The sequence below is a fragment of the Tessaracoccus sp. MC1865 genome (assembly GCF_017815535.1).
Taxonomy (GTDB): Bacteria; Actinomycetota; Actinomycetes; order Propionibacteriales; family Propionibacteriaceae; genus Arachnia.
The window spans coordinates 1,159,701-1,185,585 of sequence record NZ_CP072596.1; the positions used below are offsets into that span (position 1 = coordinate 1,159,701).

The 25,885-nt window shown below is 67.2% G+C and carries 22 protein-coding genes and 2 tRNA genes; 16 read left to right on the top strand and 8 right to left on the bottom strand.

The genetic code is table 11. The annotated features are described in order from the left end of the window. Positions 1 to 111: 111 nt before the first annotated feature. Positions 112 to 336, bottom strand: coding sequence for a hypothetical protein (locus J7D54_RS05270; RefSeq protein ID WP_182764378.1), 225 nt, complete (start codon positions 334 to 336; stop codon positions 112 to 114). Between the two features lie 244 nt (positions 337 to 580). Between J7D54_RS05270 and J7D54_RS05275 the strand changes: the two genes are divergently transcribed. Further along, positions 581 to 1,678 carry a YihY/virulence factor BrkB family protein gene (locus J7D54_RS05275; RefSeq protein WP_182764377.1) on the top strand — a complete coding sequence of 366 codons (1,098 nt, stop codon included), beginning with the start codon at positions 581 to 583 and terminating at the stop codon, positions 1,676 to 1,678. Between the two features lie 5 nt (positions 1,679 to 1,683). Here J7D54_RS05275 and J7D54_RS05280 read toward each other — a convergent pair whose 3' ends face one another. After that, positions 1,684 to 2,169, bottom strand: a complete 486-nt coding sequence (locus J7D54_RS05280) for a VOC family protein (protein ID WP_182764376.1) — start codon at positions 2,167 to 2,169, stop codon at positions 1,684 to 1,686. Between the two features lie 288 nt (positions 2,170 to 2,457). Here J7D54_RS05280 and J7D54_RS05285 point away from each other — a divergent pair, with 288 nt between their 5' ends. The 4 genes from J7D54_RS05285 (at position 2,458) to J7D54_RS05300 (ending at position 8,262) form a co-directional block, all read left to right on the top strand. Continuing rightward, on the top strand, positions 2,458 to 2,898 hold the full coding sequence (locus tag J7D54_RS05285) for a hypothetical protein (RefSeq protein ID WP_182764375.1): 441 nt from the start codon (positions 2,458 to 2,460) through the stop codon (positions 2,896 to 2,898). Beyond that, positions 2,895 to 4,757 (top strand): HYR domain-containing protein, encoded by a 1,863-nt coding sequence (locus J7D54_RS05290; RefSeq protein WP_182764374.1) that lies wholly within the window; start codon positions 2,895 to 2,897, stop codon positions 4,755 to 4,757. Before J7D54_RS05285 ends, J7D54_RS05290 begins: the two co-directional genes overlap by 4 nt. Before the next feature lie 773 nt (positions 4,758 to 5,530). Further along, on the top strand, positions 5,531 to 6,001 hold the full coding sequence (locus J7D54_RS05295; protein ID WP_182764373.1) for a MarR family winged helix-turn-helix transcriptional regulator: 471 nt from the start codon (positions 5,531 to 5,533) through the stop codon (positions 5,999 to 6,001). 50 nt (positions 6,002 to 6,051) lie between these two features. Beyond that, entirely contained in the window at positions 6,052 to 8,262 is a 2,211-nt protein-coding gene (locus J7D54_RS05300) for an MMPL family transporter (RefSeq protein WP_182764372.1), read from the top strand. A 1-nt stretch (position 8,263) separates the two neighbouring features. Here the strand turns inward: J7D54_RS05300 and J7D54_RS05305 are convergent, their stop codons facing one another. Continuing rightward, positions 8,264 to 8,755, bottom strand: a complete 492-nt coding sequence (locus J7D54_RS05305; RefSeq protein ID WP_076060591.1) for a TspO/MBR family protein — start codon at positions 8,753 to 8,755, stop codon at positions 8,264 to 8,266. A gap of 269 nt (positions 8,756 to 9,024) precedes the next feature. Here J7D54_RS05305 and J7D54_RS05310 point away from each other — a divergent pair, with 269 nt between their 5' ends. Both J7D54_RS05310 and J7D54_RS05315 read left to right on the top strand, forming a co-directional pair. After that, complete coding sequence (locus tag J7D54_RS05310; RefSeq protein WP_209455212.1) at positions 9,025 to 9,354, top strand: helix-turn-helix domain-containing protein; 330 nt, start codon at positions 9,025 to 9,027, stop codon at positions 9,352 to 9,354. Next, on the top strand, positions 9,351 to 10,220 hold the full coding sequence (locus tag J7D54_RS05315; RefSeq protein WP_209455213.1) for a DDE-type integrase/transposase/recombinase: 870 nt from the start codon (positions 9,351 to 9,353) through the stop codon (positions 10,218 to 10,220). Before J7D54_RS05310 ends, J7D54_RS05315 begins: the two co-directional genes overlap by 4 nt. A 36-nt stretch (positions 10,221 to 10,256) precedes the next feature. Here J7D54_RS05315 and J7D54_RS05320 read toward each other — a convergent pair. From J7D54_RS05320 to J7D54_RS05330, 3 genes are all read right to left on the bottom strand, one after another. Continuing rightward, positions 10,257 to 10,332, bottom strand: a tRNA-Pro gene (locus J7D54_RS05320). Positions 10,333 to 10,385: 53 nt separating this feature from the next. Next, a tRNA-Gly gene (locus J7D54_RS05325) sits at positions 10,386 to 10,456 on the bottom strand. Between the two features lie 50 nt (positions 10,457 to 10,506). Next, entirely contained in the window at positions 10,507 to 11,418 is a 912-nt protein-coding gene (locus J7D54_RS05330; RefSeq protein ID WP_209455214.1) for a patatin family protein, read from the bottom strand. A gap of 103 nt (positions 11,419 to 11,521) precedes the next feature. Between J7D54_RS05330 and tig the strand changes: the two genes are divergently transcribed. From tig to J7D54_RS05355, 5 genes are all read left to right on the top strand, one after another. Beyond that, a complete protein-coding gene (gene tig, locus J7D54_RS05335) occupies positions 11,522 to 12,874 on the top strand; it encodes a trigger factor (RefSeq protein WP_182764370.1) in 1,353 nt (450 codons plus the stop codon). 174 nt (positions 12,875 to 13,048) lie between these two features. Then, positions 13,049 to 13,645 carry an ATP-dependent Clp protease proteolytic subunit gene (locus tag J7D54_RS05340; protein ID WP_076060599.1) on the top strand — a complete coding sequence of 199 codons (597 nt, stop codon included), beginning with the start codon at positions 13,049 to 13,051 and terminating at the stop codon, positions 13,643 to 13,645. Continuing rightward, a complete protein-coding gene (locus tag J7D54_RS05345) occupies positions 13,642 to 14,292 on the top strand; it encodes an ATP-dependent Clp protease proteolytic subunit (RefSeq protein ID WP_370585864.1) in 651 nt (216 codons plus the stop codon). The genes J7D54_RS05340 and J7D54_RS05345 overlap by 4 nt, the downstream gene beginning before the upstream one ends. Before the next feature lie 139 nt (positions 14,293 to 14,431). Further along, on the top strand, positions 14,432 to 15,712 hold the full coding sequence (clpX, locus tag J7D54_RS05350) for an ATP-dependent Clp protease ATP-binding subunit ClpX (RefSeq protein ID WP_182764369.1): 1,281 nt from the start codon (positions 14,432 to 14,434) through the stop codon (positions 15,710 to 15,712). A 52-nt stretch (positions 15,713 to 15,764) separates the two neighbouring features. Beyond that, positions 15,765 to 18,992, top strand: coding sequence for a S41 family peptidase (locus J7D54_RS05355; RefSeq protein WP_182764368.1), 3,228 nt, complete (start codon positions 15,765 to 15,767; stop codon positions 18,990 to 18,992). Positions 18,993 to 19,054: 62 nt separating this feature from the next. On the opposite strand, the gene valS is transcribed toward J7D54_RS05355, so the two are convergent. Both valS and J7D54_RS05365 read right to left on the bottom strand, forming a co-directional pair. Continuing rightward, positions 19,055 to 21,613, bottom strand: a complete 2,559-nt coding sequence (valS, locus tag J7D54_RS05360; protein ID WP_182764367.1) for a valine--tRNA ligase — start codon at positions 21,611 to 21,613, stop codon at positions 19,055 to 19,057. A gap of 110 nt (positions 21,614 to 21,723) precedes the next feature. Beyond that, on the bottom strand, positions 21,724 to 22,527 hold the full coding sequence (locus J7D54_RS05365; protein ID WP_182764366.1) for a thioredoxin domain-containing protein: 804 nt from the start codon (positions 22,525 to 22,527) through the stop codon (positions 21,724 to 21,726). Between the two features lie 159 nt (positions 22,528 to 22,686). Here J7D54_RS05365 and J7D54_RS05370 point away from each other — a divergent pair, with 159 nt between their 5' ends. The 4 genes from J7D54_RS05370 to J7D54_RS05385 are packed head-to-tail and all read left to right on the top strand — an operon-like array spanning position 22,687 to position 25,841. Next, positions 22,687 to 24,021: a folylpolyglutamate synthase/dihydrofolate synthase family protein gene (locus J7D54_RS05370; RefSeq protein WP_182764365.1), complete on the top strand. Its 1,335-nt coding sequence runs from the start codon at positions 22,687 to 22,689 to the stop codon at positions 24,019 to 24,021. Further along, a complete protein-coding gene (locus J7D54_RS05375) occupies positions 24,018 to 24,371 on the top strand; it encodes a DUF4233 domain-containing protein (RefSeq protein ID WP_182764364.1) in 354 nt (117 codons plus the stop codon). Before J7D54_RS05370 ends, J7D54_RS05375 begins: the two co-directional genes overlap by 4 nt. Next, complete coding sequence (ndk, locus tag J7D54_RS05380; protein ID WP_182764363.1) at positions 24,368 to 24,775, top strand: nucleoside-diphosphate kinase; 408 nt, start codon at positions 24,368 to 24,370, stop codon at positions 24,773 to 24,775. The genes J7D54_RS05375 and ndk overlap by 4 nt, the downstream gene beginning before the upstream one ends. A 31-nt stretch (positions 24,776 to 24,806) precedes the next feature. Further along, complete coding sequence (locus J7D54_RS05385) at positions 24,807 to 25,841, top strand: CPBP family intramembrane glutamic endopeptidase (RefSeq protein WP_182764362.1); 1,035 nt, start codon at positions 24,807 to 24,809, stop codon at positions 25,839 to 25,841. Positions 25,842 to 25,885: the final 44 nt, after the last annotated feature.

Sequence of the window (25,885 nt, forward strand, 5' to 3'; positions counted from 1 at the left end):
GCCGCCCGTCGCGCCCCGCCCCTCGGGTGGGTATGCGTAGTCGTTGGCCGGCACAGAACCGATGGACCCCGAAGCGGAGAACGCTTCGGGGTCCATCGTCGTGTGGGTGGGTTACGGGACGACGACCGTGGCGGTGTTCGACCACGGCGACTGGATCGTGTTGGTGAACGCGAGGACCCGGTAGTAGTAGGTCTTCGCGGCGGTGCCGGCTGGCTGAACGACGTGATGTTGGGCCCCACCGTCGCGTTGACCACGCCTCGTGAAGGTGACGTTGTCAGCCCTCTGGATCAGGAAGCCGACCTCCGGTTCCCACCGTCGCCGGGGGGCCGTTGGCATAGTTGGGATGGCCGAATAGTTGGCTGCGAGCTTCGCCGGTGCCGCCCGTGCCGCCGGAGGAGGATCCGGCGCAGGGTAGGCGGGGGACAGGGAAAGGTCCGGTCGGGACGCTTACTGTCAGCCATTCCATAGTCAAGGGTTGGCCGTTACGATGTGAGACCTGGCCACGAGTTCCCACCTTCCCGGTGGAATCGGGGCATAGCACTCGACTCCTCGCGACTGGCCCGGCGGAAGGAGCAGCACGATGCCCAACCACGCAGCCGAACATGCCTCACAACCAGAGTCAGTGGAGCAGACCCGGGACAAGGCGGCCAGCGCCCCCGGGCCCAACGACGGGCGTAAGCCGGACTCTCCCCCGGACCTGCACAAGCCATCCTGGAAGTACGCCTTCACGAGGGCACTGTCCGAGTTCTCGAAAGACCACGTGACGGACCTGGCGGCGAGCCTCACCTACTTCGCCGTCCTGTCGATGTTCCCCATGCTTCTGGCGCTGGTGTCCCTGCTGGGCGTCTTCGGACAGGGGGAGCAGTCGGCGCAGGGCATCCGGACCCTCATCGAGCAGTACGCCCCCGAGGAACTCGCCGGGCTGTTGGGAGACACCGTCAGCGGGTTGGCGGAGCAGACGGGCGCCGGCTTTGCGCTGGTGACCGGCCTTGTCCTGGCGTTGTGGGCGGCTTCTGGGTACGTGGGGGCGTTCTCGCGGGCGATGAACCGGATCTATGAGGTTGAGGAGGGCCGCCCCTTCTGGAAGCACAAGCCACAGATGCTGCTGCTGACCCTCGTCCTGGTGATCATCCTGGCCGTCATGGTCTTCGCCATGGTCCTGTCCGGGGACCTGGCGCAGTCGGTGGGGGACCTGATCGGCCTCGGAAGCACCGCGGTGCTGGTGTGGAACATTGCGAAGTGGCCGGTGATCGTGGCCTTGGCGGTGCTGGTCATCGCGATGCTGTACTACTACACCCCCAACGTGAAGCAGCCCAGGTTGCGCTGGATCAGCGTCGGCGCCGTGCTGGCCCTCGTGGTGGCCGCCGTGGCGGTGGCAGCCTTCTCGATCTACGTCTCCAACTTCGCGTCCTACAACGCCACCTACGGCATCATCGGCTCGTTCATCGTCCTGCTGCTGGGCCTGTGGATCGTCAACAATGTGCTGTTGTTCGGCGCTGAGGTCGACGCGGAGATCGAGCGTGGGCGGCAACTCCAGGGTGGAATCGAGGCGGAGGAGACGATCAAGCTGCCCCCGCGCGACACCCGTGCGTCCGAGAAGCTTGCCGACAGGCACAGCAGACTCGTCACGCGGGGCAGGGAGTTGCGACTCGAGAACGACCGCTCCACGGATCGCTGAGGGCTTCAGGCCCGCGCGGCGGCCCGCTCGATCTCCGCGACGTCGATCCTCTGCATGGTGAGCATCGCGGCGAACGCGCGTTCCCGCACGCCTGCATTCTCGGATTCCAGGGCGTCGGTCAGGGCTCGGGGCGTGATCTGCCATGACACTCCCCAGCGGTCCTTGCACCAGCCGCAGGCGCTCTCCTGGCCGCCGTTGCCGACGATGGCGTTCCAGTAGCGGTCGGTCTCCGCTTGGTCGTCCGTGGCGATCTGGAAGGAGAAGGCTTCACTCTGGGTGAACTCAGGCCCGCCATTGAGTCCCATGCAGGGGATGCCGCAGACGGTGAAATCCACAGTGAGGACGTCCCCTTCTTTGCCGCTGGGGTAGTCGCCCGGGGCCCGGTACACAGCCCGCACCTCGCTGTCTGGGAAGACAGAGGCATAGAACTCTGCTGCGGCCTGTGCGTCCTGGACGAACCACAAGCAGATCTTGTTTTTGGGGGTTGCCATCATCGGCTCCTTCGATGTCGACTGAACGTCACGTTAACCCTGCTCTCCATCCGCGGCAATAGCTGACCAAAGTGGCTGCACTGGGGGCGAGACCGCGCTCCGTGAATCAGATTCCACCATCCCCTGTGACGTGATAGTTGCCGATCATGGGCTCCAGGTAGCCGCCTGTTGTCAGGATTTCGTGCGGGAAAAGTGCTGGTCAGGCACAATGTGGCCAAAGCGCTGCCAGGGGGGAGCGCTGTCCTACCTGGGGGAATCGTGAGAGATACTTGTTTACAGCGCTCTGCCGTGGCGTTCGCCACGGCGCTCCTCATGCTGGCGGCTCCATTGGCGGGCCACGCCGACAACACGGTCGTCGCAGCCGGAGACTCCACCACCGTCATCTCGGGCTCCACGATCGATTTCGGGACGGTCTGCCTGGGCTCAGCTGCCCAGCGCACAGTCAATGTGGCAATCAAGCGGAACGGCAATTACGACAACTCGAACGTCTTCAAGAACGAAACGACAGCGGTGGTCACCGCGGATGTCTCCGGTGCCGGCTACACCTCGTCCTTCGACGTCGGCAACGAGATTGCTATCCCTGACGACTGGCGGAACGTCGACAACAACGTCCTGACAGCCGCCGTGACCTCGCTCATCACTCTCGATGCCTCCGTTGTCGGGCCCAGTACCGGTTCCGTCACTTTCACATCCACGGGAACAAAGCCAACGGCTCGGGGCTTACCGTGAAGAGCGATCCGATTGCACTGACCGCAAGCGTCATCTCCTGCGACGAGGGGCCCAGCATCACGGTGGACGACGTGACGCTGGAGGGCAACACCCTGGGGGGTCGCACGCTCGAGTTCGGGGACGTGGGCGTGGCCAGCGACGCGGAAAGCACTCCGGCGGTGACCTGCGCCCCAGCCATCGGATCTCTCCTTTCCCTCGGCACGACAGATGTGACGTGCACCGCCACGGATTCCGCAGGCCAGACGACGGATGACTCGGGCAGCGTCACGATCGTCGACACGACTCCACCGGTGATCACCGGGACGCCCGACAGCGCAACGGTGGAGGCCACCTCAGGGGCGGGTGCGTCGTATAGCTGGACTAGCCCCGCAGCTTCTGACGTCGTTTGGGGGAGCCTTTCAGTGGATTGCTCACCTGCCTCCGGCAGCACCTTCGCGCTAGGCGCAACGTCGGTCATCTGTACTGCGACGGACGGCTCGAACAACAGCCAGACAACCCAATTCCAGATCAACGTGGCGGACACCACAGCTCCGGAGCTCACCGTGCCGGGCAGCATCACGGCAGAGGCCACCTCGCCGTCGGGTGCGGTCGTCTCCTTCACGGCCACCGCGACTGACGCGGTGTCCGTCCCGGTCGTCACGTGCAGCCCGGAGTCGGGCGACATCTTCCCGCTGGACACCACGACGGTGACCTGCACGGCCATCGATGATGCGGGTAACGCCTCCGCTGCCCAGACGTTTACCGTCACCGTGGAGGACACCACACCTCCGACGCTGGAGAGCATGCCCGAGAGCTTCACCGTCGAGGGCAACACACTGGGTGGCGCACTCACCTCGTTCACCATGCCCACGGCGACTGACACGGTGGACGCGGAACCGCTGGTCACCTGCGACAACCCCAGCTTCTATCCGGTGGGGGAAACCGTCGTGATCTGCACCGCCGAGGACGCTTGGGGCAACCGGTCGACCGCCAGCTTCACCGTCACCGTGGTGGACACCACGGCACCTTCGATCTCCTGGCGGAGCACCGAACCCGTACCCAATGCGCACGGGTGGTACAACGATGACGTCACGGTGGTGTGGGAGTGTCTCGACATCGTCGATGGCGAATGGACCGTCGAGGAGACGGTGACGGGGGAGGGCAGTTCGCTGACCGCCACCGGAACCTGCGCGGACGGGTCGCTCAACGCGACCTCCGACACGAAGTCCGGGATCATGATCGACCGCACGGCGCCGCTGCTCGACGTCAGCGGCCCGGCTGACGGTGCCACGGTCGACCTCTGCACCGCAGGCTCGACGACGAAGCCGACCTTCGCTCCCAGCGACGTCCTTTCCGGGGTGGATCCGGCCACCATGAGCGAGGCGTGGGCCGAGCCGTCAGCGGCCTCCGGGGTGGGTACCTATAGCTACACCGCCTCGGCGAGAGACAAGGCCGACAACACGGCATCTGAGACCCGCACCTACGACGTGGTGTACGGCTCCGGCGCGTGGGGCGGCTTCCGACAGCCCATCAACATGGATGGACTCAGCAGGTTCAAGCTGGGCAGCACCGTCCCGGTGAAGTTCCGGTTGGACTGCGACGGCACGCCGATCTCGACGGCGGTTGCGAAGCTCTACGTGAAGAGGGCGGATGGCGTCCCGAACGCCGGGGTGGATGAGGCTGTTTCGACTGCGGCTTCCACCACGGGCAATCTCTTCCGGTACAGCGACGGGCAGTACATCTTCAACCTCAGCACCAAGGCGGGCTACACCAACCCGGGCTCCAGCACGGTGACGGCATTCACGACTGGTACGTGGACGCTGACCGCCGTCCTCGACGACGGGTCCAAGCACTCCGTCACCGTCCAGTTGGCCAAATAGATCGGCCCTGAATAGCACATCAGCAGTGCCCGGCCCCGGCATATGGCCGGGCACTGCTCGTGTGCGGTCAGAGGCTCCAGGGCGGTCCATGGGCGGCCTGTCAATGCTGGTCGTGACCGGCGCCTCCACCGCTGGGGTACTCCGGCACGTTGATCTCAACCGTGGCCGGGCCGGCCGCAGCACATCCACGGCCACACCTGGGGGCTCCCAGGGAGCGGGGGTTACGCAAAGACACGGTGTTGCTGACTCCGATGCAGACCCTCGAACTGGACCTGCTCACGGATCACCCCGGCGACTGGATACTGCCAGTTCGCGAGAGGGCCACTCGGCGCGCGATGCCTTGATCCTCACCGCCACGATGGCGTCCGATTTCGCTGCGTGTCATCAATAGTCTCGTAGAAGACCCGTCCACCTGTATGGCCACCGTGGCAGGGGGGAGCGTCTGGGCCCCGGGGGAGGGGGGAGACGCCGAAGGCGAAGTCGCCGCGCAGCCGGTCAGGATCAGCGCGAGCTTGAGAACAAGCCTCTTCATGGGACACGCCCCTTCGTAGCGGTTTGAGACGTCGAGTCTGCCGAATAGTGCGGGCACCAAGTCATGTTGTAGTCCTTGCACGCCATATCAGAAGGTCGCAGATGGGCGGCGGCAACGATCGCCAGCTGGGCGGAGGCGGTGTCCGGTGCTGCGAAGAGGCCCAACCCGTGCAGGTAATTAGTCAATCACAATTGACATTTCGGGCCGTTGAAGTAATATTCATACCGACGAAAGGAAACCCATGGCGCAGGCCTACCATCCCGATGCGTATGCGATGCAGGCGATCATCGCCCTGTCGAACGGCCTTGAGCGGGAACTGGCGCGGCTGCTCGGATTGAACGCAACCGATTACCGGGCGCTCTCCACCCTCCAGCAGCTCCCTCGCGACAAGGCCGTCACCCTGGGCGACCTTGGGGGAGCCCTCGGCACTTCCGCCGCCACGACCTCCGCTCTGGTGGACAGGCTCGAGCGCGCGGGCTACGTAGTGCGACGTCGAGGCGAGGTCGACCGTCGTCAGGTGACCCTCGAAACCACCCCTCTCGGCTGGACCAGGATCATGGCGTTGATGCGGCCGCTCATGGACGCCACCGACGACCACCTGAAGGCGCTCAACGCCGATGAAGTGCGAGCCGTGAGCGCGTTCCTCCGCTTCATGAACACCTGCCTGGCTGAGCGGCTCGAATCGCTCGCCACCCTCGAATCCGCCCAGTGACCCCCACGTCATATCGGCCACTCAGCCGCCAACCAGCTCAGGAGACCACCATGTCCATCCCCTCCCTGTACATCGGAAGAAGACGCTCGTGGATCGTGGCGATCTTCTTCGTCCTCCTCGCAGGCCTTGTCGTCGGCCTCGTCCCAGAGGCTGAACGAGACGCCTCACCGACCGACTCCCTGGCCCAGGGATTCGACAGCACCCGCGTGGTGGAGTTGTCCGAGCAGTTCCCGCAGGAGGGGGACGCCACAGCCCTGATCCTGTGGACGTCCACGGATGGGGGGAAGCTGACCGAACAGCAGATCGCCTCCGCCCGCGAGTCTCTCCTCAGCCGCCTGTCCGGGGACGCGGGTTTCGCAGAGCCGCAGCCCGGCGAGGGCGCTCCGGACGGCGCCGGGCCGCCTCCCGGCGTCACCGGCTCTGACGCCGGCGCTGCTGGGGGGCCACCTTCGGGGCCTCCGCCCCTGCCCCTCGTGAGTGAGGACGGCACAGCCGCCTTCGGGACGATCAGCGTCGAGGCGGACTCCGCCACCGAAAATCGCGACGATGTCGAGGTGTTGCGCGCGGAACTCCGCGACGAGGCCGCGGAGGGCGTCGACGTGCAGGTGACGGGGCCCGCGGGCATCCGCGCGGACCTGGGAGCCGTCTTCAGCGGGGCGAACTTCCGCTTGCTCGCCGCTACCGCCGCGGTGGTCGCCATCCTCCTGCTGCTGACCTACCGCAGCCCGGTGCTGTGGATCATCCCGTTGGTCGTCGTGGGCCTGGCTGACAGGCTTGCCGCCATCCTGGCCACGCACACCCTGCGCCTGACCGGCGTCCCGTGGGACGAATCCACCATCGGCGTGTTGTCCGTATTGGTGTTCGGCGCGGGCACCAATTACGCCCTCTTGTTGATCTCGCGCTACCGCGACGAACTCCGGAGCAGTGAGGACCGCTTCCAGGCCATGCGTACGTCACTGCGACACTCCGGCGAGGCCGTACTCACGAGCGCGTCCACGGTCGTGCTGGGCGTTCTGACGCTGCTCTTGTCGGTCTTCCCGGCCACCCGGGGCCTTGGTCTCGCCAGCGCGGTCGGCATCGTCATCGCGGCCGGTTATGCACTCGTCGTGCTGCCATCGGTGCTCGTCCTGTTCGGCCGCTGGGTCTTCTGGCCACTCGTTCCCCGTGTGGGGCAACCGGCACTGGTCGACAGCGGCCGCTCCGTCTGGGCGCGGGTCGGGGCCCAGGTGGCCCGCCGCCCCACTGTTTTCGTGCTGGCCAGCGTCGCGCTGCTCGCTGTACTCGGTGCCGGGCTGTTCCGGATCGAGACCGGCCTCGGCCCGTCGGACCAGTTCCTCCGCAAGCCGGAGGCGATCGTGGCGCTGGAGCGCCTCGGCGAGTCGTTCCCGGCGGGCCAGTCCGACCCCGCGATCGTCATCACAGAAGAGGACGCCACGCGCGTGGCAGAAGTTGCTGAGGGCGTCCCCGGGGTGGTGTCTGCCACTCCTGCAGGGACCGCAGAGAACCTCGCCCAGCTGCGCGTGGTGCTCGAACCCGAGCCTGGAAGCGACGAAGCGCGTCAGGTCGTTCGCGACCTGAGGGTGGCTTTCGAGGGCCTCGCGCCGACCTTCGTCGGCGGAACGGAGGCCCAGTCCGTCGACAGTCTGGACGGGGCCGCCGAGGACCAACGCACGATCATCCCGCTCATCCTCGCGCTGGTGCTGGGCATCCTCTTCGTCCTTCTCAGGTCCGTGGTCGCACCACTCGTGCTCGTGGCGACCGTCGTCGGCACGTACGTCGCGGCGCTCGGTGCCTCATGGGTGCTCTTCGTGGAGGTGCTGGGCTTCGAACGACTGGACTCCAGCGTGCCGCTGCTGACCTTCCTCTTCCTGGTGGCGCTCGGCATCGACTACAACATCTTCCTGGTCACGAGGGCCAGGGAAGAAGGCAGGCACCACGGCAGCAGGCGCGGAATGCTGAGGGCTCTGACGGCCACCGGTGGCGTCATCACCAGCGCAGGGATCCTGCTCGCCGCAGTCTTCGCGGTGCTGGGCGTTCTCCCGCTGGTGGTGCTAGCCCAGATCGGTGTCGTCATCGGGGTCGGCGTCCTGCTGGACACGTTGCTCGTGCGCACTGTCCTGGTCCCCGCGATTGCGGTCCTCCTCGGTGACGCATTCTGGTGGCCGCGGCGGACGCGATCACCTCACCCGGCGACCGCCCCGGCGGACGTCAGTGGCCAGGTCGACTCCATGAAGCCGAGGGAACCGGAAATGGTGGGCTGACCTAGGAGTTGCGGCGGCGGATCTCCGCGGTGAGGAATGTCGCGAAGCTGCACCACGCCGCGTAGGGCGCCAGCGCGGCCATCCGGCTGCTGCCGGATGGCCCTGCTCGGCGGGCCAGGTCCCACGAACTGGCAGCCAGGAGCCCGGCCAGAACGGTCGCGGAGCCCAACCTGTGGGCCCGGAAGAACGCCCAGCTCCACCCCTGGTTGAGGGCGAGGTTGAGCACCAGGGCGTTTCGGTATCGATCCGCGGACGCAGGGTCGCCCTGGGCCTCAAGGTCTTCGATGACCTTTGCGCTGGTCAGCGCGATGTCGGTGTAGAGGGCGGTCCAGACGATGGGGAACACCCAGCTCGGGGGTTTCCACCCGGGCTTGTCCAAGGCTCGATACCAGGCCGAGCCGGGGTCGGTCGCGAGCGACCCGGAGAGGGCGGTGACGGCCGTCAGTGCGCTGGTCAATGCCAGGGGTCGTTCGAACCATTTCCTCGTCGCCATGAATGTCCTTCCGGAGGGGCCCGGCATGCCTCAGTGGAGCACCGTGGCTGGCCGTGGCCGCTGCCTCCACCCTACCGTCGGGTCGCTCTGCCACCGTGCGGAGGCAGACCAACGAGCTTGCGCTCGCGTCGAGGGAGGGTCGTCGATTTCCTGAGACAACACATGGTCGGGGCGACAGTGTGTGATCTCAGGACATCGGAATAGGGTGTCTCGGGTCATCGGAATACCCCTGTCTCAGGTCATCGGAATGGCTCTGCGAGTCTGCGTGGATGGCAGCAGCGAAGCGCAGATTGGTGATTGAGGCGGTCTTGGCGGGGATGTCCCAGTCCGAAGCAGCCCGCCGGTACGAGGTCTCCCAGGGCTGGATATCCCGGTTGATGAAGGCCTATCGCCGCGAGGGTCCTGCCGTGTTCGAACCGGCCTCGAGAGCCCCGAAAACGATCGCCAACGCCACCGACCCGACCGTGGTGGAGATGATCCTGGCCCTGCGCGCAGACCTCGCCACTCAAGGACTCGACGCCGGCGCTGAGACGATCGGCTGGCATCTGCAACGCGCACCGGCATCACCGTCAGCCGCGCCACGATCCACCGGATCTTGAACCGCCACGGCCAGGTCACACCCCAACCCCGGAAACGGCCCCGCTCTTCCTGGATCCGGTTCCAGGCCGAGCAGCCCAACGGCTGCTGGCAATCCGACTTCACCCACTACCGCCTGGCCTCCGGCCACGACATCGAGATCATCTCCTGGATCGACGACTGCTCCCGCTACGCGCTACACATCTCAGCCCACCGCCGCATCACCGCGGCGATCTCGGCCGCAACCTTCACCCAAGCCGCTGACAAGTACGGATACCCCGCATCCACCCTCACCGACAACGGCATGGTCTACACCGTCCGCTTCGCCACCGGCCGAGGTGGCCGCACCCCGCTGGAGGAACTCCTGGCCGAACACCACATCATCCAGAAGAACTCCCGACCCAACCACCCCACCACCTGCGGCAAAGTCGAACGCTTCCAACAGACCATGAAGAAATGGCTCGCCGCGCAACCCGACCAGCCCACCACGATCGCCGAGCTCGACACCCTCCTCCACACATTCGTCGAGGTCTACAACCACCACCGCGGGCATCGCTCCCTGCCCCACCACGCCACCCCGGCCACGGTCTACACCACCACACCCAAAGCCAGCCCAGACCCCACCCAGCCCGGCAGGCCCCACGACCGGGTCCGCCTCGACCACGTCGACACCCAAGGCGTCGTCACCCTGCGCCACGCCGGCCGCCTCCACCACATCGGCATCGGCCGCACCTACAAGGGAACCTGCATCAAACTCCTCATCCAGGACCTCGACATCACCATCATCAACGCCACCACCGGCGAGATCCTGCGCGAGCTCACCCTCGACCCCCACAAGGACTATCAACCCATCGACCCGAAAAAGAAGAAGCCCGAACCCTCACAATGAGGGTTCAGGCTATTCCGATGTCCTGAGACATCACAATGGTCGGGGCGACAGGACTCGAACCTGCGGTCTCCTGCTCCCAAAGCAGGCGCGCTAGCCACTACGCTACGCCCCGTGAACAGGGAAGCACCTAGCCGGAAGCTTCCGGCCAGGTGGATCTCTGCATCGAGCGGATGACGGGAATCGAACCCGCGTAGCTAGTTTGGAAGACTAGGGCTCTACCATTGAGCTACATCCGCAGAACCGCAGACGATTGTATCAGCGATCTGACCGAAGCCTGGAAACCTGCTCATCGGCCACCGTCTCCGGCGCCCTCCAGGCCCAGGAAGTCCCGGATGGCGTCCAGTTCGCGTTGGGTCTGTTCCCGGGCCGCGTCGAGGACTGAGCGCAACACCGGGACCCGACGCTCGGAGTTACTGATCGGCATCCGCTCCGGGAACACCAGGTAGGCGCGCCCCTGCCGTTCGAGCTCGAACAATTCCCCGAGGGTGCGGTTGTAGTTGGCGGGCCGCTCCAGCACTCCGTGGGCGATGGACGGATACTGGCGGAACAGCCGGCGGTAGCCGTGGGGGAACCGGGCCGGCGGCTTGCGGTACCCGCGGGTGCGGGTCATGACGACGAGGAACTTCTCGAAGCCGGCCGCCTTGGCAGCATCCAGGGCGAACCCTCCGGTGGGGCCGAGCGCGCCGTCGCAGTAGACCTCGCCGTCGACGGTGGCCAACGGCATGAAGAACGGCATCGTCGACGAGGCGCGGACACGCTTCATCAGGTCATACATGCGATGGATGTCCTCGCGACCCCAGTAGACCATCTCGCCGTCGTGGCAGCGCATCGCCCCGATCGCCACGCGCGCCGGGTTCCCCTGGAACGTCTCCCAGTCATAGGGGAGCGCCTGATGGGGGAGGGAGGTGCGCTCGTAGATCCATTCGGCGTTGAACATGCCCTTGCCCTGCAGCCAGGTTCGCCAGTTGCCGAACTCGGGCTCGGCCGCGAAGTCGACGAAGGATTTCTCGGCGCGCGGGGCGTCGCGCGAGACGTAGTTGGCCACGCAACTCGACCCAGCGGAGATCCCGCCCACCCAGTCTGCGTGGATCCCGGCCTCCAGCAGGACGCTCACGACCCCTGAGGAGAACGATGCGCGCATGCCGCCGCCTTCGAAAATGAGGGCGGTGTCGGTCACGTTGCTGGTCAGCTCGCTCACGGCCCCGACTTTAGCCGGGCGCGGGAGCCCGCGTGTTGGTGGCCGGAGCATCGACCGATAGACTGACGCGCGATTCGAAAATTGACACCTCAGGAGTCCACTCGTGCCCAGCACCGTTGAGAAGCTGAAGCCCACCCGGGTAAAGCTCACCGTCGAGATCCCCTTCGCTGATCTCAAGCCCTACCTTGACAAGGCTTACAAGGAGATCGCCGAGCAGGTGACGATCCCCGGCTTCCGTAAGGGGAAGGTGCCCAACACGGTCATCGACCAGCGGTTCGGCCGCGGCATGGTCCTGCAGGAGGCCATCAACGAGGCCATCCCGGACACCTACAACCAGGCCATCGACGAGCACAAGATCTACCCCATGGCGCAGCCCGAGGTGGACATCACCAAGCTCGAAGACAAGGACGTGGTGGAGTACACCGCCGAGGTGGAGATCCGCCCCGAGGTCGAGCTGCCGGACTTCAACACCATCGAGGCCACCGTCGAGGGCGCGTCCTCCGTCGACGAACTCGTCGAAGAGCGCATCGAACTGCTCCGCAAGCGCTTCGCCACCACCACCGAGGTGGAGCGCGGCGCCGCCGAGGGTGACCTGCTGAAGATCGACCTCAAGGCCACCAAGGACGGCGAGGAACTCGACGACGCCACCGCAGAAGGCATCGCCTACGTGGTCGGCGACGACCAGGGCATGCTCGACGGCCTGGACGAGGCTGTCACCGGCCTGAAGGCCGGCGAGTCCAAGACCTTCACCTCCACCCTCGTGGGCGGCGCCCACCGCGGCGAAGAGGCCGAGATCGAGGTGACCGTCGTCACCGTCTCCGAGCAGGAACTGCCGGAGGTCGACGACGACTTCGCACAGCTCATCTCTGAGTTCGACACCGTCGAGGAGATGAAGGCCGACCTGCGTTCCGGCGCCGAGCAGCAGGTGAACGCCGACCAGATCGCCGACGCCCGCGACAAGGTGCTCGAAGCCATCCTCGAGAAGGTCGACTTCGAACTGCCCGAGAACGTCCTCAAGAAGGAACTCGAAGCACGCCGTGCCGACATCGAGCGCCAGCTCGCCCGCGGCGGCATGACGGTCGACCAGTACCTCGAGCAGACCGAAGAGGAAGAGGCCGAGACGGTCGAAGAGTTCTGGGCCGAGATGGACAAGCGCGCCACGGATGCGCTGCGCGCCCAGATCGTGCTCGACGTCTACGCCGAGGCCAACTCGATCGACGTCTCCCAGCAGGAGCTCACCGAACTCATCTTCCGCAAGGCGCAGCAGTCCGGCTCCTCGCCCCAGGATGAGATCAACCACATGATGGAGCACAACCACATGCCCGAGTGGATGAACGAGATCCGCCGCGGCAAGGCCCTGGCCTCGATCTGCGCCGCGGCCACTGTGAAGGATGCCGAGGGCAACGCCGTCGACACGTCGCTCGCCTCCGTGGAGACCGAGGACGCCGGGGAGTGATCCCAGCCGCCTTGCGATGAGCGTGACGCCGACGCCGCCGGTCCCGCAGGGGACCGGCGGCGTTGCTGTTCCCGCCGGTGCACGCTGTGCGCGAACAGGCCGCGCTTCGCTTCGGTTGTCTGAATCACCCGGTAGGTTATTGGTGTGACTCAAACTCCAATCCACCCGATCCGGATGGCCGGGCCCGCAGGCGCCGGCCTCGGCATGACAGACAACGTGTATTCCTCGTTGCTGGCCAACCGCATCATTTTCCTCGGTTCCGAGGTGCGCGACGAGAACGCCAACGCGATCTGCGCGCAGATGCTGCTGCTCAACGCGGAAGACCCCACCCAGGACATCTACCTGTACATCAACTCGCCCGGCGGGTCGGTGGACTCCGGCATGGCGATCTTCGACACCATGCAGTGGATCAGCAACGATGTGGCCACCGTCGCCATGGGCCTGGCCGCTTCGATGGGCCAGTTCCTGCTCTCGGCGGGCACCCCCGGCAAGCGCTTCGCGCTGCCGCACAGCCGCATCATGATGCACCAGCCCTCGGGTGGTCTGGGCGGCACCGCCTCAGACATCCGCATCCAGGCGGAGCAGTCGCTGCACATCAAGAAGACCATGGCCAACCTCATCGCTGAGCACACGGGTCAGAGCATCGAGCAGATCGAAGCTGATTCAGACCGTGACCGCTGGTTCACCGCCGAGCAGGCGCTCGAGTACGGCTTCATCGACCACGTGTATGAGCGCGCGTCGCAGATCCAGACGGAGGCCCCCAACCAATGATCAACAACACGTTCGCCCTGCCCCAGGGCGCGGCCCCCGTCGGCCCGGACATGAACTACTTCATCCCGCAGTGGGAGGAGCGCACCAGCTACGGCATCCGCCGCGTGGATCCGTACACGAAGCTCTTCGAGGACCGCATCATCTTCCTCGGCACCCCCATCAACGACGACGTGGCCAACGCGGTCATGGCGCAGCTGCTGGTGCTCCAGTCGATGGACCCCGAGCGCGACATCTCGATCTACCTCAACTCGCCCGGCGGCTCGTTCACCGCGCTGACCGCCATCTACGACACGATGCGCTACATCAAGCCCGACATCCAGACGGTGTGTCTCGGCCAGGCGGCTTCGGCCGCCGCCGTGATCCTCGCCGCCGGCACCAAGGGCAAGCGCCTCGCGCTGCCCAACTCGCGCATCCTCATCCACCAGCCGGCCACCGAGGGCGGCTACGGACAGTCCTCGGACCTGGAGATCCAGGCCCGCGAGATCCTGCGCATCCGCTCCCTCATGGAGGAGATGCTCGCCGTCGACACCGGCCAGGAAGTGGCAAAGGTCAGCAAGGACATCGAGCGCGACAAGTACCTGACCGCCCAGGAGGCGATCGAGTACGGCATCATCGACGACATCCTGCCCTCGCTGAAGGGTCTCTGACAGCTCGGACCGGGCCCGCCGGGCAACTGGGTCAATGCGACCCGGATGCCCGGCGGTTCGCTCTTCTCCCGCCCCGCCTGCCGGGTAGGGTGGTTAAACAAGGCAAACAATCAGGAACTGTTGATGGGAGGTGGACGTCGTGGCTCGTATCGGTGAATCCGGCGACCTGTTCAAGTGCAACTTCTGCGGGAAAACGCAGAAGCAGGTGAAGAAGTTGATCGCCGGCCCTGGCGTCTACATCTGCGACGAGTGCATCGGCCTGTGCAACGAGATCATCGAGGAGGAGTTCCCGGACGCCCCCGAGGCCGGTCTGGTCAAGGAACTGCCCAAGCCGCGCGAGATCCGCGACTTCCTCGACACCTACGTCATCGGCCAGGACAGCGCGAAGAAGACGCTGTCGGTGGCCGTGTACAACCATTACAAGCGCATCCAGGCCGAGCACGGCGGCCGGGGTCGCCGTTCGGATTCTGACGACATCGAGGTCGGCAAATCCAACATCCTCCTCATCGGCCCCACGGGCTGCGGCAAGACGTACCTGGCCCAGACCCTCGCCCGCATGCTGAACGTCCCGTTCGCCATGGCGGACGCCACCGCGCTGACCGAGGCCGGCTACGTCGGTGAGGACGTCGAGAACATCCTGCTGAAGCTGATCCAGGCGGCGGATTTCGACATCGCCAAGGCGGAGACAGGCATCATCTACATCGACGAGATCGACAAGGTGGCCCGCAAGTCGGAGAACCCCTCGATCACGCGTGACGTGTCCGGCGAGGGTGTGCAGCAGGCGCTGCTCAAGATCCTGGAGGGCACCGTCGCCGCCGTCCCGCCGCAGGGTGGCCGTAAGCACCCCCACCAGGACTTCCTGCAGATCGACACCACCAAGGTGCTGTTCATCGTCGGTGGCGCGTTCGCAGGCCTGGACGAGATCATCAACCAGCGCGTCGGTCGTCGCCCCCTCGGCTTCAACAACAAGGCCGAAGCCCGCATGCCGCAGGCGGACCCCTTCTCCCAGGTGCGTCCCGAAGACCTGCACAAGTTCGGCCTCATCCCGGAGTTCATCGGCCGCCTCCCCATGCTGACCAGCGTCTCGCCGCTCGACGAGGAGGCTCTCACCCGCATCCTGGTGGAGCCCAAGAACGCCTTGGTTCGCCAGTTCCAGAAGCTGTTCGAGCTGGACGGCGTGCAACTGGATTTCGAGGACGGGGCCATTGCCGCCATCGCGGGTCTGGCGCTAGAACGCGGTACCGGTGCACGCGGGCTCCGGGCCATCCTCGAGGAGCTGCTCCTCGACGTGATGTTCAACGTGCCCTCCGACGAGGACGTGGCCCAGGTGATCGTGACGAAGGAATCGGTGCTCGGCGAGGAATCGCCCACGCTCGTCCCGCGGGCCAAGGTGGCGCGTCGTCGGGATCTCTCGGCCTGATCGGCTGCGGCGGAAGCTCTCAGGAATCCGCAGGGCCAGTAAGGTTGGGCGGGTGAGCCGAGGTTATCGACGTTTCCCGCACCTGCATCAGGACGAGGTCGTCTTCGTCGCAGACGACGACCTGTGGTTGGGGCCGCTTTCGGGCGGCCGCGCCGCACGCATCACGGTGGCGGAAGGCACCCCCCGCAGCCCACGGTTCTCCCCGGACGGGTCGAAGGTCGCCTACGCGGCCACGACCCACGGCCGGTGGGACGCCTACGTCGTCGACCTCGACGGCGGCACCCGCAGGCTCACCTGGCTGGGGACGCGCAGGCTGGTCATCTCAGGGTGGCTGGATGGCCAGCACGTCCTCCTCAGCTCGGACCACGAGGGGCTCCACCGGGTCGACACCTACATGTATTCGCTCTCGCTCGACGGTGAGCTGACCCGGTTGCCCTGGGGCGGCGCCACCTCGGCGACCGTGCACAGCAGCGGCAGGGTGGCCGTCGCGTCCATCAACCACCGCGATCCCTCGGGCTGGAAGCGCTACCGCGGCGGCATGGCCGCGCGCCTCCACATAGGCGACGGCCAGGGCGACTGGATCCGGGTCCTGCCGGAGATCGAGGCAGGCCTGCACCACCCCACCTGGGTGGGCGACCGCCTCGTCTTCACCTCGGATCTGGGAGAAGCGCCGGACGTGCAGGCGCAGGTGTGGTCGGTGGATCTGAACGGCACGGATCTGCGCAACCACACCACCCACACCGCAGAGGACGGCTACGTCCGCGACGCCACCAGCGACGGCCAGGGCGTCGTCTACCACTCGCGCGGCCAACTGTTCCACCTCGTCAGCCTGAAGGCTGAGCCCCAACTCATCGAACTGACCACCGGCATCGGGGCGCCGTCGCCGGTGCAGGTGCATCCCACGGACAGGCTCGAGGCGATCGTGCCGGACAACGGCGGCGACGGGTCGCTGCTGGAGTGGCGGGGTGCAGCCTACTACCTCACGCACCGCGGTGGCCCTGCCCGGGCCCTCGCGGACAACGCCGGCGTTCGGGTCAGGGAGCCGCGCTTCCTCGACCACAAGGGCGGCAAGGCGGTGTGGGTGACCGACGCGGAGGGCGAGGACGCCCTCGAGATCCGCCTGCTGGAGGGCGGCGACAAGGCCCGCCGCATCGGAGCGGGCCGCCTCGGCCGCGTCATGACGCTGGAGCCCAACAAGCAGGGCACCCGGATCGCCGTCGGCAGCCACGACGGCACGGTCTACCTCGTCGACGTGGCGCGCGGCAACGTCAAGGACATCGGCCGGTCCACCGTCGGCGAGGCATCCGGCTTCGCCTGGTCTCCGGACGGCCGCTACCTCGTGTGGCGCAACGCCATCGCGCAGGAGGGGATGCTCGGGCAGCTCGTCGGCTACGACGTCACCGAGAAGCGAGCGTTCACGCTGACCAGGGGCCAGTTCAACGACTTCTCGCCGGTCTTCACCGCCGACGGCAAGTACCTCGTGTTCCTGTCGAGCCGCACCATCGACCCCACCTACGACGAGTTGACGTTCGACCTCTCCTTCACCAACACCGTGCGTCCGTGGCTGGTGCCACTGAGCGCGGCAGAGCCCGCCCCGTTCGGCCCGTCGCCGGACGGCTGGGTCATCAGCGAAGCCGATGAGGACGACGAGAAGGACGACGACTCAGGGAAGCCGGCCAAGGAAGGCAAGAAGGGCAAGGACGGCAAGGAGCCCGAGCAGGTCTCGGTCGCCTTCGACGTCGGGGGAGTGGAGGACCGGATGGTCCCGTTCCCCGTGCCGTCGGGCCGCTACGTGCACCTCCAGGCGACCAAGCACGGGTTCGTGTGGCAGTCGCTGCGTTCCGCCGGCGAGCTCGGCGCGCTGCGCGCCGGGGTCGAGGGCGAGGTCAAGGATGTCGTGGAGCACTTCTCCCTGAAGACCCGCAAGGTCACCACGGTGGTCGAGGGGTGCGACGGGGCCGGCGTCAGCGGCGATGGCGAGCGTCTGGTCGTCCGCAACGGCGACGAGGTCTGGGTGCAGAGCGCCGAGCAGGCCCCCGGTGACGACGAGGACGCCCGGGTCGCCGTCGACCTGGGCCGGCTGCGGCGCGAGATCGATCCCCGCGCCGAGTGGCGGCAGATGTTCGAGGAGAACTCCCGCTTGATGCGCGACCACTTCTGGCGGCCGGATTTCGACGGCACGGACTGGGCTGCCGCGGTGGCGCGCTACCGGCCGCTGCTCGACGTCGTGGCCACGCACGACGACCTCCTCGACGTGCTGTGGGAGACCGTCGGCGAGCTCAACACCTCGCACGCCTATGTGTCGCTTCCTGACGACGACGGTCCCTCTGTCGGCTACCTGGGCGCCACCTTCACCCGCAACGCCAAGGGCGAAGTGGTCATCGCCGACATCCTGCCCGGCGAAACGTCGGACCCCACGGCGCGGTCGCCGCTGAGGGCGGCCGGCGTCGCCGCTGAGCCCGGCGACGTCATCGTCGCCGTCGACGGCAGGCCCACCGCCGACGCGCCGCACATCGGAGCGCTGCTCCAGGGCGCGGCGGAGAAGGTCGTCGAGTTGACCCTGGCCAGGGGGCGCCAGAAGCGTCGGGTCGCCGTCGTGCCCACGAGCAACGAGTCGCCGCTGCGCTACCACCAGTGGGTGACCAGCCGCGTGGAGTACGTGCGGGAACGCTCCGGCGGACGCATCGGCTACGTGCACGTACCGGACATGGTGGCCCGCGGCTGGGCGGAGTTCCACCGGCTCATCGACGCCGCGATGGCGTGTGACGGGGTGGTGGTGGACGTGCGCTTCAACGGCGGCGGCCACACCTCAGAGCTGGTCATCGAGCGGCTGACGCGCCGGGCCATCGGCTGGGTGGGCGCCCGTCACCACGACGGGGCGAGCACCTACCCCAGCCAGGCCGCGCGCGGTCCCGTGGTGTTCCTCACGAACCCGTTCGCCGGCTCGGACGGCGACATCGTGACCGCCGCCGCACAGAACCTGGGCCTCGGCCCGGTGGTGGGCGAACGCAGTTGGGGCGGCGTGGTCGGCATCGACGGCCGGTTCACCCTGGTGGACGGCACCGAGGTGACACAGCCGCGCTACTGGATCGCCTTCGACCAGCACGGCTTCGGGCTGGAGAACCACGGCGTCGACCCGGACATCGTGGTGGAGGTGGGACCGGCTGATTGGGAATCCGACGGCGACAAGCAGCTCGACGCGGCGGTGGATGAGGCGTTGCTGCGCCTGAACGGCACTCCGGCAGCGGTGGCGCCGAGCTTCCCGCCGCCGCGCTTCTGAGCGGGTGAGAGGAAGGCCTCGGAGTCGTGGGACTCCGAGGCCTTCGTCGTTTCAGGGAACTATCACCCGGCGACGGGCGCCAGCTCGATGTCGGCGACGATGTGCTGGCCGTCCTCGACCCACTCCACGTCGCCCACCAGACGGCCCACGGCGCGCAGGTCCGGCTCGATGGTCTTCAACCGCTCGACGGAGCCGGCCGGCCCGCGGAAGACGGCCTTCGCCACCTCTGCCCGCATGGAGACCTTCGCGTTGGACTTCGCGCCGCGGATGGCGATGAGCGCTTCCGCGAGATCTGCCAGCAGCGCGGCGTCGCCGTCGATCGACAACTCCTCCGCGGTGGGCCAGGCGGAGCGGTGCACGGACGAGTCGTTGGTCCAGCGCCACACCTCTTCCGCCACGAACGGCAGGAAGGGTGCGAACAGGCGCACCTGCACGCTCAGCGCGATGGCCAGCGCGGCCTGCGCCGACTTCTTGCCCTCGTCGCTGCCGGTGTAGGCGCGTTCCTTGACCAGTTCCAGGTAGTCGTCGCAGAAAGACCAGAAGAACGTCTCCGTGGCCTCGAGCGCGCCGCTGTAGTCGAAGTCTTCGAACTCCTCAGTGGCCTTCTCCACGACGACGGCCAAGCCGCGCAGCAGCGCCTTGTCCACGGGGTTCGTCACGGCGTCCAGCGTGGCGGGCGCGTCCTGCATCGAGAGCACGAACTTGCCGGCGTTGAGGATCTTCATCGCGAGGCGACGGCCCACCTTCATCTGGGTCTCGTCGAACGGTGAATCCTGGCCGGGACGGGCCATGGCGGCGCGCCAGCGCACGGCGTCCGAGCCGTACTTGACGAGGATGTCGGTGGGCACCACCACGTTCCCCTTCGACTTCGACATCTTCTTGCGGTCCGGGTCCACGACGAAGCCCGAGATGGTGGCGCGCTTCCAGGGGAGCGTGCCGTTCTCGAAGTGCGCGCGCACCACGCGGCTGAACAGCCAGGTGCGGATGATGTCGTGGGCCTGGGGGGCCATGTCCATGGGGAACGTGAGATTGAACAGCTCCTCATCGCGCTCCCAGCCGGTGGCCAGGTGCGGGGTGAGCGACGACGTCGCCCAGGTGTCCATCACGTCGGGGTCCGCCATGAAGCCGCCGGGCTGGTTGCGCTGCTCCTCGGAGAAGCCCTCCGGGGTGTCGGTCATGGGGTCGATGGGCAGCGAGGCCTCGTCCGCCACGAGGGGGCTCTCGTACCGCGGCTCACCGTCGGCGTCCAGCTCGTACCAGACGGGGAACGGCACGCCGAAGAAGCGCTGGCGCGAGATGAGCCAGTCGCCGTTGAGGCCCGAGACCCAGTTGTCGTAGCGGTGCAACATGTGCTCGGGGGTCCACTCGAGGGCCCGGCCGCGCTCCAGGAGGGTGGCCTTGAGTTCCTCGTCGCGGCCGCCGTTGGTGATGTACCACTGGCGGGTGGCCACGATCTCGAGGGGCTTGTCGCCCTTCTCGTAGAAGTTGGCCATGCGCGTGGTGGGTTTGGGGTCCTCCAGCATGTCGCCCTGCTCGCGCAGCTGGGCGACGGTGGCCTCGCGGGCGGAGAAGGCGGTCTTGCCCGCCAGCCCTTCATAGGCCTCCGTGTTGACGATCCACTCCGGCGTCTCGGCCTGGAAACGGCCGTCGCGGCCGATGACGGTGCGGGTGGGCAGGTTCAGCTCACGCCACCACAGCACGTCGGTGAGGTCGCCGAAGGTACAGCACATGGCGATGCCGGCACCCTTGTCGGGCTCAGCCGCGGCGTGGGCCAGCACGGGGATCTCGACGCCGAAGATGGGCGAGGTCACGGTCGTGCCGAAGAGGTCCTGGTAGCGCTCGTCGTCCGGGTGGGCGATGAGGGCGCAGACCGACACGATGAGTTCGGGCCTCGTCGTCTCGATCCACACCGGCTCGCCGTCCGGCTTGTGGAAGGCGACCCGGTGGTAGTGGCCGGGGTAGTCGCGGGCCTCGAGCTCGGCCTGCGCGACGGCCGTCTGGAACGTCACGTCCCAGAGGGTCGGTGCATGGTCGAGGTAGGCCTCGCCTCGGGCGTGGTTGCGCAGGAACGCGCGCTGCGCGACGGACTGGGCCTCGGGCGAGATGGTGGTGTAGAGCGTGTTCCAGTCCACCGACAGGCCGAGCTGCTTCCACAGGTCCTCGAAGACCTGCTCGTCCACCTGCGTCAGTTCCTGGCACAGCTCGATGAAGTTGCGGCGGCTGATCGGGATCTGCCGCTTCGGGTCCGGCTTGGCGGGCGGCTGGAAGCCGGCGTCGTAGGGCAGCGACGGGTCGCAGCGCACGCCGTAGAAGTTCTGCACCCGGCGCTCGGTGGGCAGGCCGTTGTCGTCCCAGCCCATGGGGTAGAAGACTTCCTTGCCGCGCATCCGCTGGTAGCGCGCGATGGTGTCGGTGTGGGTGTAGCTGAAGACGTGCCCCACGTGCAGCGAGCCGGACACGGTGGGCGGGGGAGTGTCGATGCTGAACACCTCGTCGCGCGACGACGGCCGACGGAAGGCGTAGGTGCCCTCCGTCTGCCATACCTCGCCCCACTTGGCCTCCAGTCCTTCGAGGACGGGCTTGTCGGGCAGGGCACCCTTGGGCGCGGTGGTGTCAGTCATGCGGTTGATCTTAGCGAGATTCGCCACTGGTGCCGATCCGGGGAACGGGCCTCAAACGGCAGCAGCCCGGACGGTGGACGTCCGGGCTGCTGGTGTGTGCGGGGAGGCGATCAGCGCTGGTAGGGCTCAGGCTTGACGTCGATCTCCTTGCCGCCCTCTTCCCAGGCGGCGGTCACGGCGCGGAGGAAGCCCTCTGTGGTGGGCTCGATGGAGCCGAGATCGAGGCGCTGGCCGGAGACGACGTAGGCCGGGGTCGCGTCGACGGCGTCGTCGAGGAACTTCTGGTCCGCGTTGTCGACCCACTCCTGGAACGAGCGGGAGTTGTACAGCTCGACGTAGCGGGTCAGGTCTTCACCGGTGATGCCCGCGGCCTGGGGGATGTCGTTGCGGAGCACCTGGTCCGTGTAGCCGGTGTCCTGGAAGTCGAACGCGACACGGTGGAAGTCCTCGAACGCACCCACCTCAGCTGCAGCGGCGGCCGCCACGGCGGTGCGGGACGAGGGGCCGTCCTCGCGGGCCTGATCCAGGAAGTGGGCGGTGCGGATCTCGGTGGTGATGGAGCCGTCGGCAACCAGCTGATCCACGATCGGGCCGAGGGTTGCGTGGAAACTGGCACACGCCGGGCACTGGTAGTCCTCCCACAGCACGAGGTGCGGCTTGTCCGCGCTGGGGGCATTACCTTCGAGCGGGATGCCGTAGCCCTCGGTGGCGGCGGGCGGCGTCAGCTGTTCTTCTGCCACCGAGGTGCGGTTGCCGATGGCCTGCACGATGACGATGGCGAGCACCACGACGACCACCAGGGCCGCCAGGCCGAAACCGAACCCCATGATGCGCTTGTTGCGCTTGTTGCGTTCGTCCATCTCCTGAGCCTGCCGCAGCGCGGCGCGCTTGCTGAGGTTCGAGTTGTTGGCCATGTCGGTGCTCCTTCAGAAATCCAGTGCGGGGCTGCGGGCACCGTGGAGTGCTGCGCGTTCGGAAGTAATGATAACCAGCGCGCCCAAGGTGGTTGAATCAGCTACTACACACTGCGGAATCCTACTGCGCGGTGCCCGGCCGAGTAGGCTGGCCCCACCATGACTGAAACCTCACACGCCGCGTTGACGGCGGCCCTGACCAGCCGTTGGCCCGAGCACCGGGTGGCGCCCAGCCTGACCAGGGTCGCCGCACTGATGGACCTCCTCGGTGAACCGCAGCGGGCCTATCCCGTCATCCAGGTGGCCGGCACCAACGGCAAGGGCAGCACCGCCATCATGATCGAGACGCTGCTGCGTTCCGCAGGCCTGCGCACCGGGCGGTTCTCCAGCCCGCACCTGTCGGACGTGCGCGAGCGCATCGTGATCGACGGCGAACCCATCAGCGAGGAACGCTTCGCTGAGGTGTGGGCGGACATCGAGCCCTACGTCGGCATGGTCGACGAGCAGCAGCTCGACGGCGTGGCCATGACGTTCTTCGAGGTCATCACCGGCATGGCGTACGCGGCGTTCGCCGACGCCCCCGTCGATGTCGCGGTCATGGAGGTGGGGCTGGGCGGGCGTTGGGACGCCACGTCGGTGGCCGACGCGTCGGTCGCCGTGGTCACGCCCATCGGGATGGACCACACCCACATTCTGGGCAACACGCTGACCGAGATCGCGGGCGAGAAGGCCGGCATCATCAAGCCGGGGGGCACCGCAGTCTTCGCCGGCCAGGCTCCCGAGGCCGCCAAGGTGCTGCTGGCCGCCGCCGTCGAGGCCGGCGCGTCGATGAAGGCCGAGGGCCCGGATTTCGGCCTGCTGGAGCGCGGCCTCGCCGTGGGTGGCCAGTTGCTGCGCATCGAGAGCGTCGGCGGCCCCGTGGCTGACGTCTTCCTGCCCCTCTACGGGGAGCACATGGCCCGCAACGCGGTGCTCGCCGTGGCGGCGGTCGAGGCGTTCCTGGGCGGCAAGCCGCTCAATCCGGAGATCATCGTCGAGGGGCTGGGCGCCGTCGAGGCCCCGGCGCGCCTGGAACTGGTGCGCACCTCGCCGCCGATCGTGATCGACACCGCCCACAACACGCAGGCCGCTCGCGCCACCATCGACGCCGTGGAGGAGAGCTTCGACTTCGCTCCCACCATCGGTGTCGTGGCCATGATGCAGGACAAGGACGCCGCGGAGGTGCTCGAGATCTTCGCGGAGAAGATGGACCAGGTGGTCATCACCCAGGTCTCCTCGACCTCCCGGGCTCGGCCCGTCGACGACCTCGCCGCCATCGCCGAAACGGTGTGGGAGACCAGCAAGGTGCACCGCGCCGCCAGCATGCGTGAGGCGCTGGACCTGGCCGTCATGTTGGCAGACACCGCCAGCGTCCAGGCCGGTGTGCTCGTCGCCGGGTCCGTCATCGCCGCGGGCGAGGCGCGCGACCTGTTGAAGAAGAAGGACGCCAAGTGACGCTCGCGCCCGACAACCCCATGCGTAGCGCGGCCATGTCGGTGCTGCTCTTCGAGGTGATCATCATCTGGTTGGCCTACATCGGCATGATCCAGGTCTCCGGCATCGATCTCGCGGTAGCGGCCGTCTGGAGCGCCGTGGCCACCCTCCTGTGCATCGGCGGCCTCGCCGGTCTGCGGAAGCGCTGGGGCTATCTCGTGGGTTGGGCCGCCCAGGCCGTCCTCATCGGATTGGGCGTTCTCACCCCGTGGATGTACGCCATGGGTATCATCTTCGCTTTGATCTGGGCGACGTGTGTGATCCTCGGCAAGAGGATTGAGGCCCACCGGCATGGAGGTAACCCACAGTGAGCGAAAAGACGCTCGTCATCATCAAGCCCGACGTGGTGGAGGCCGGTAACGCAGGAAAGGTACTGGCCCGCTACGAGGAGGCCGGACTCTCCATCGTCGCCATGGAACTGCGCACCATCGACGGTGCGTTCGCGGACCGGCACTACGAGGAGCACCTGGCGCGGGACTTCTACCCGAAGCTGCGCACCTTCATGACCAGCGGCCCCATGATCCCCCTCGTCCTGTGCGGGCCGGACTGTATCTCCCAGGTGCGTGAGCTCAACGGGGCCACGGATCCTGCCAAGGCCGAGCCGGGCACCATCCGGGCGGATTTCGGCGACAGCGGCCCGCGCAACGCGGTGCACGCCTCTGATTCGGTTCAGTCCGCGGCGCGTGAGATCGCGCTCTGGTTCCCGGCCCTCTGACCCCGGAACCCCACGAGGTTAGGGTGGGGCTGTGAGCCAGCTTCCCCCGCCCGAACGACAGCCCTCCCCCCAGTGGGGGCCACCCCAGCAATGGGCGCCGCCGCTGCCTGAGCAGCGACGCGACGTGCCGTTCCCTGCGCCGCCCTGGACCCCGGCCCCCCCGTCGATGCCGACGACGCCGGTCGGGTACCACCAGTTCTGGCGCGCGCCGGGGATAGCCCCGTGGCGCCCCATCGTCGTGGTGCTCATCCTGGCGGTGGCGTTCTTCGGCTTCGCGGTGCTCGCCACGCTGGCCGCCGTGGGCGTCGAGGTGGCCACGGGGGTGGTGGACCCCGACGACCTCATGGGCATGCTCGAGGAGGGCCGTGTCACGCCGGGTCTGGTGCTGGCCAACAGCATCGCCATCGGTCTGTTGCTTCCGTTCTCGCTGCTGACCGGCCACCTCGTGAAGCAACGCCCCGGCTTCCTGCACTCGGTGGTCGGACGGGTGCGCTGGGGTTGGTTCTGGATCTGCGTGGCCGCATCGCTGGTGGTGCTCGGGCTGAACATGGGCATCGAACTCTCGCTGACGGGTACCGCGGACCTGGAGCTGCAGATCCGGCCCTACACCTGGTGGCTGCTGATCGGGCTGCTGCTGGTGACGCCGTTCCAGGCAGCGGCAGAGGAGTACCTGCTGCGGGGCGTGGTCTTCCGCACCGTGGGCTCCTGGTTCCGGCCCCCCGTCGTGGCCTTCATTGTCGGTACCGTCCTGAACGCGGCGCTGTTCATGGTGATGCACGGCGCGGCAGACCCGTGGCTCAACGTCTTCTACTTCAGCCTGGGTGCCCTGTTGAGCTGGCTGACGTGGCGCACCGGTGGCCTGGAGGCGGCGGCCGCGGTCCACATCGTCAACAACATGATCGGCTTCTCCATCGTGCCCTTCCAGGACGTCAGCGGCCTGTTCGACCGCTCCGTCGGCGCCGGCGGCCCCGTGATCCTGTGGCAGCTGACCGCCTCGGTGATCCTCGTGGTGCTGCTGGACGTGTTGGCGCGGCGACGGCGACTGGCGACGCTCGGCCGGGGCTAGGCCAAAGCGCACCCCGCAGATATCCTTGAGCACGCTATGACTAC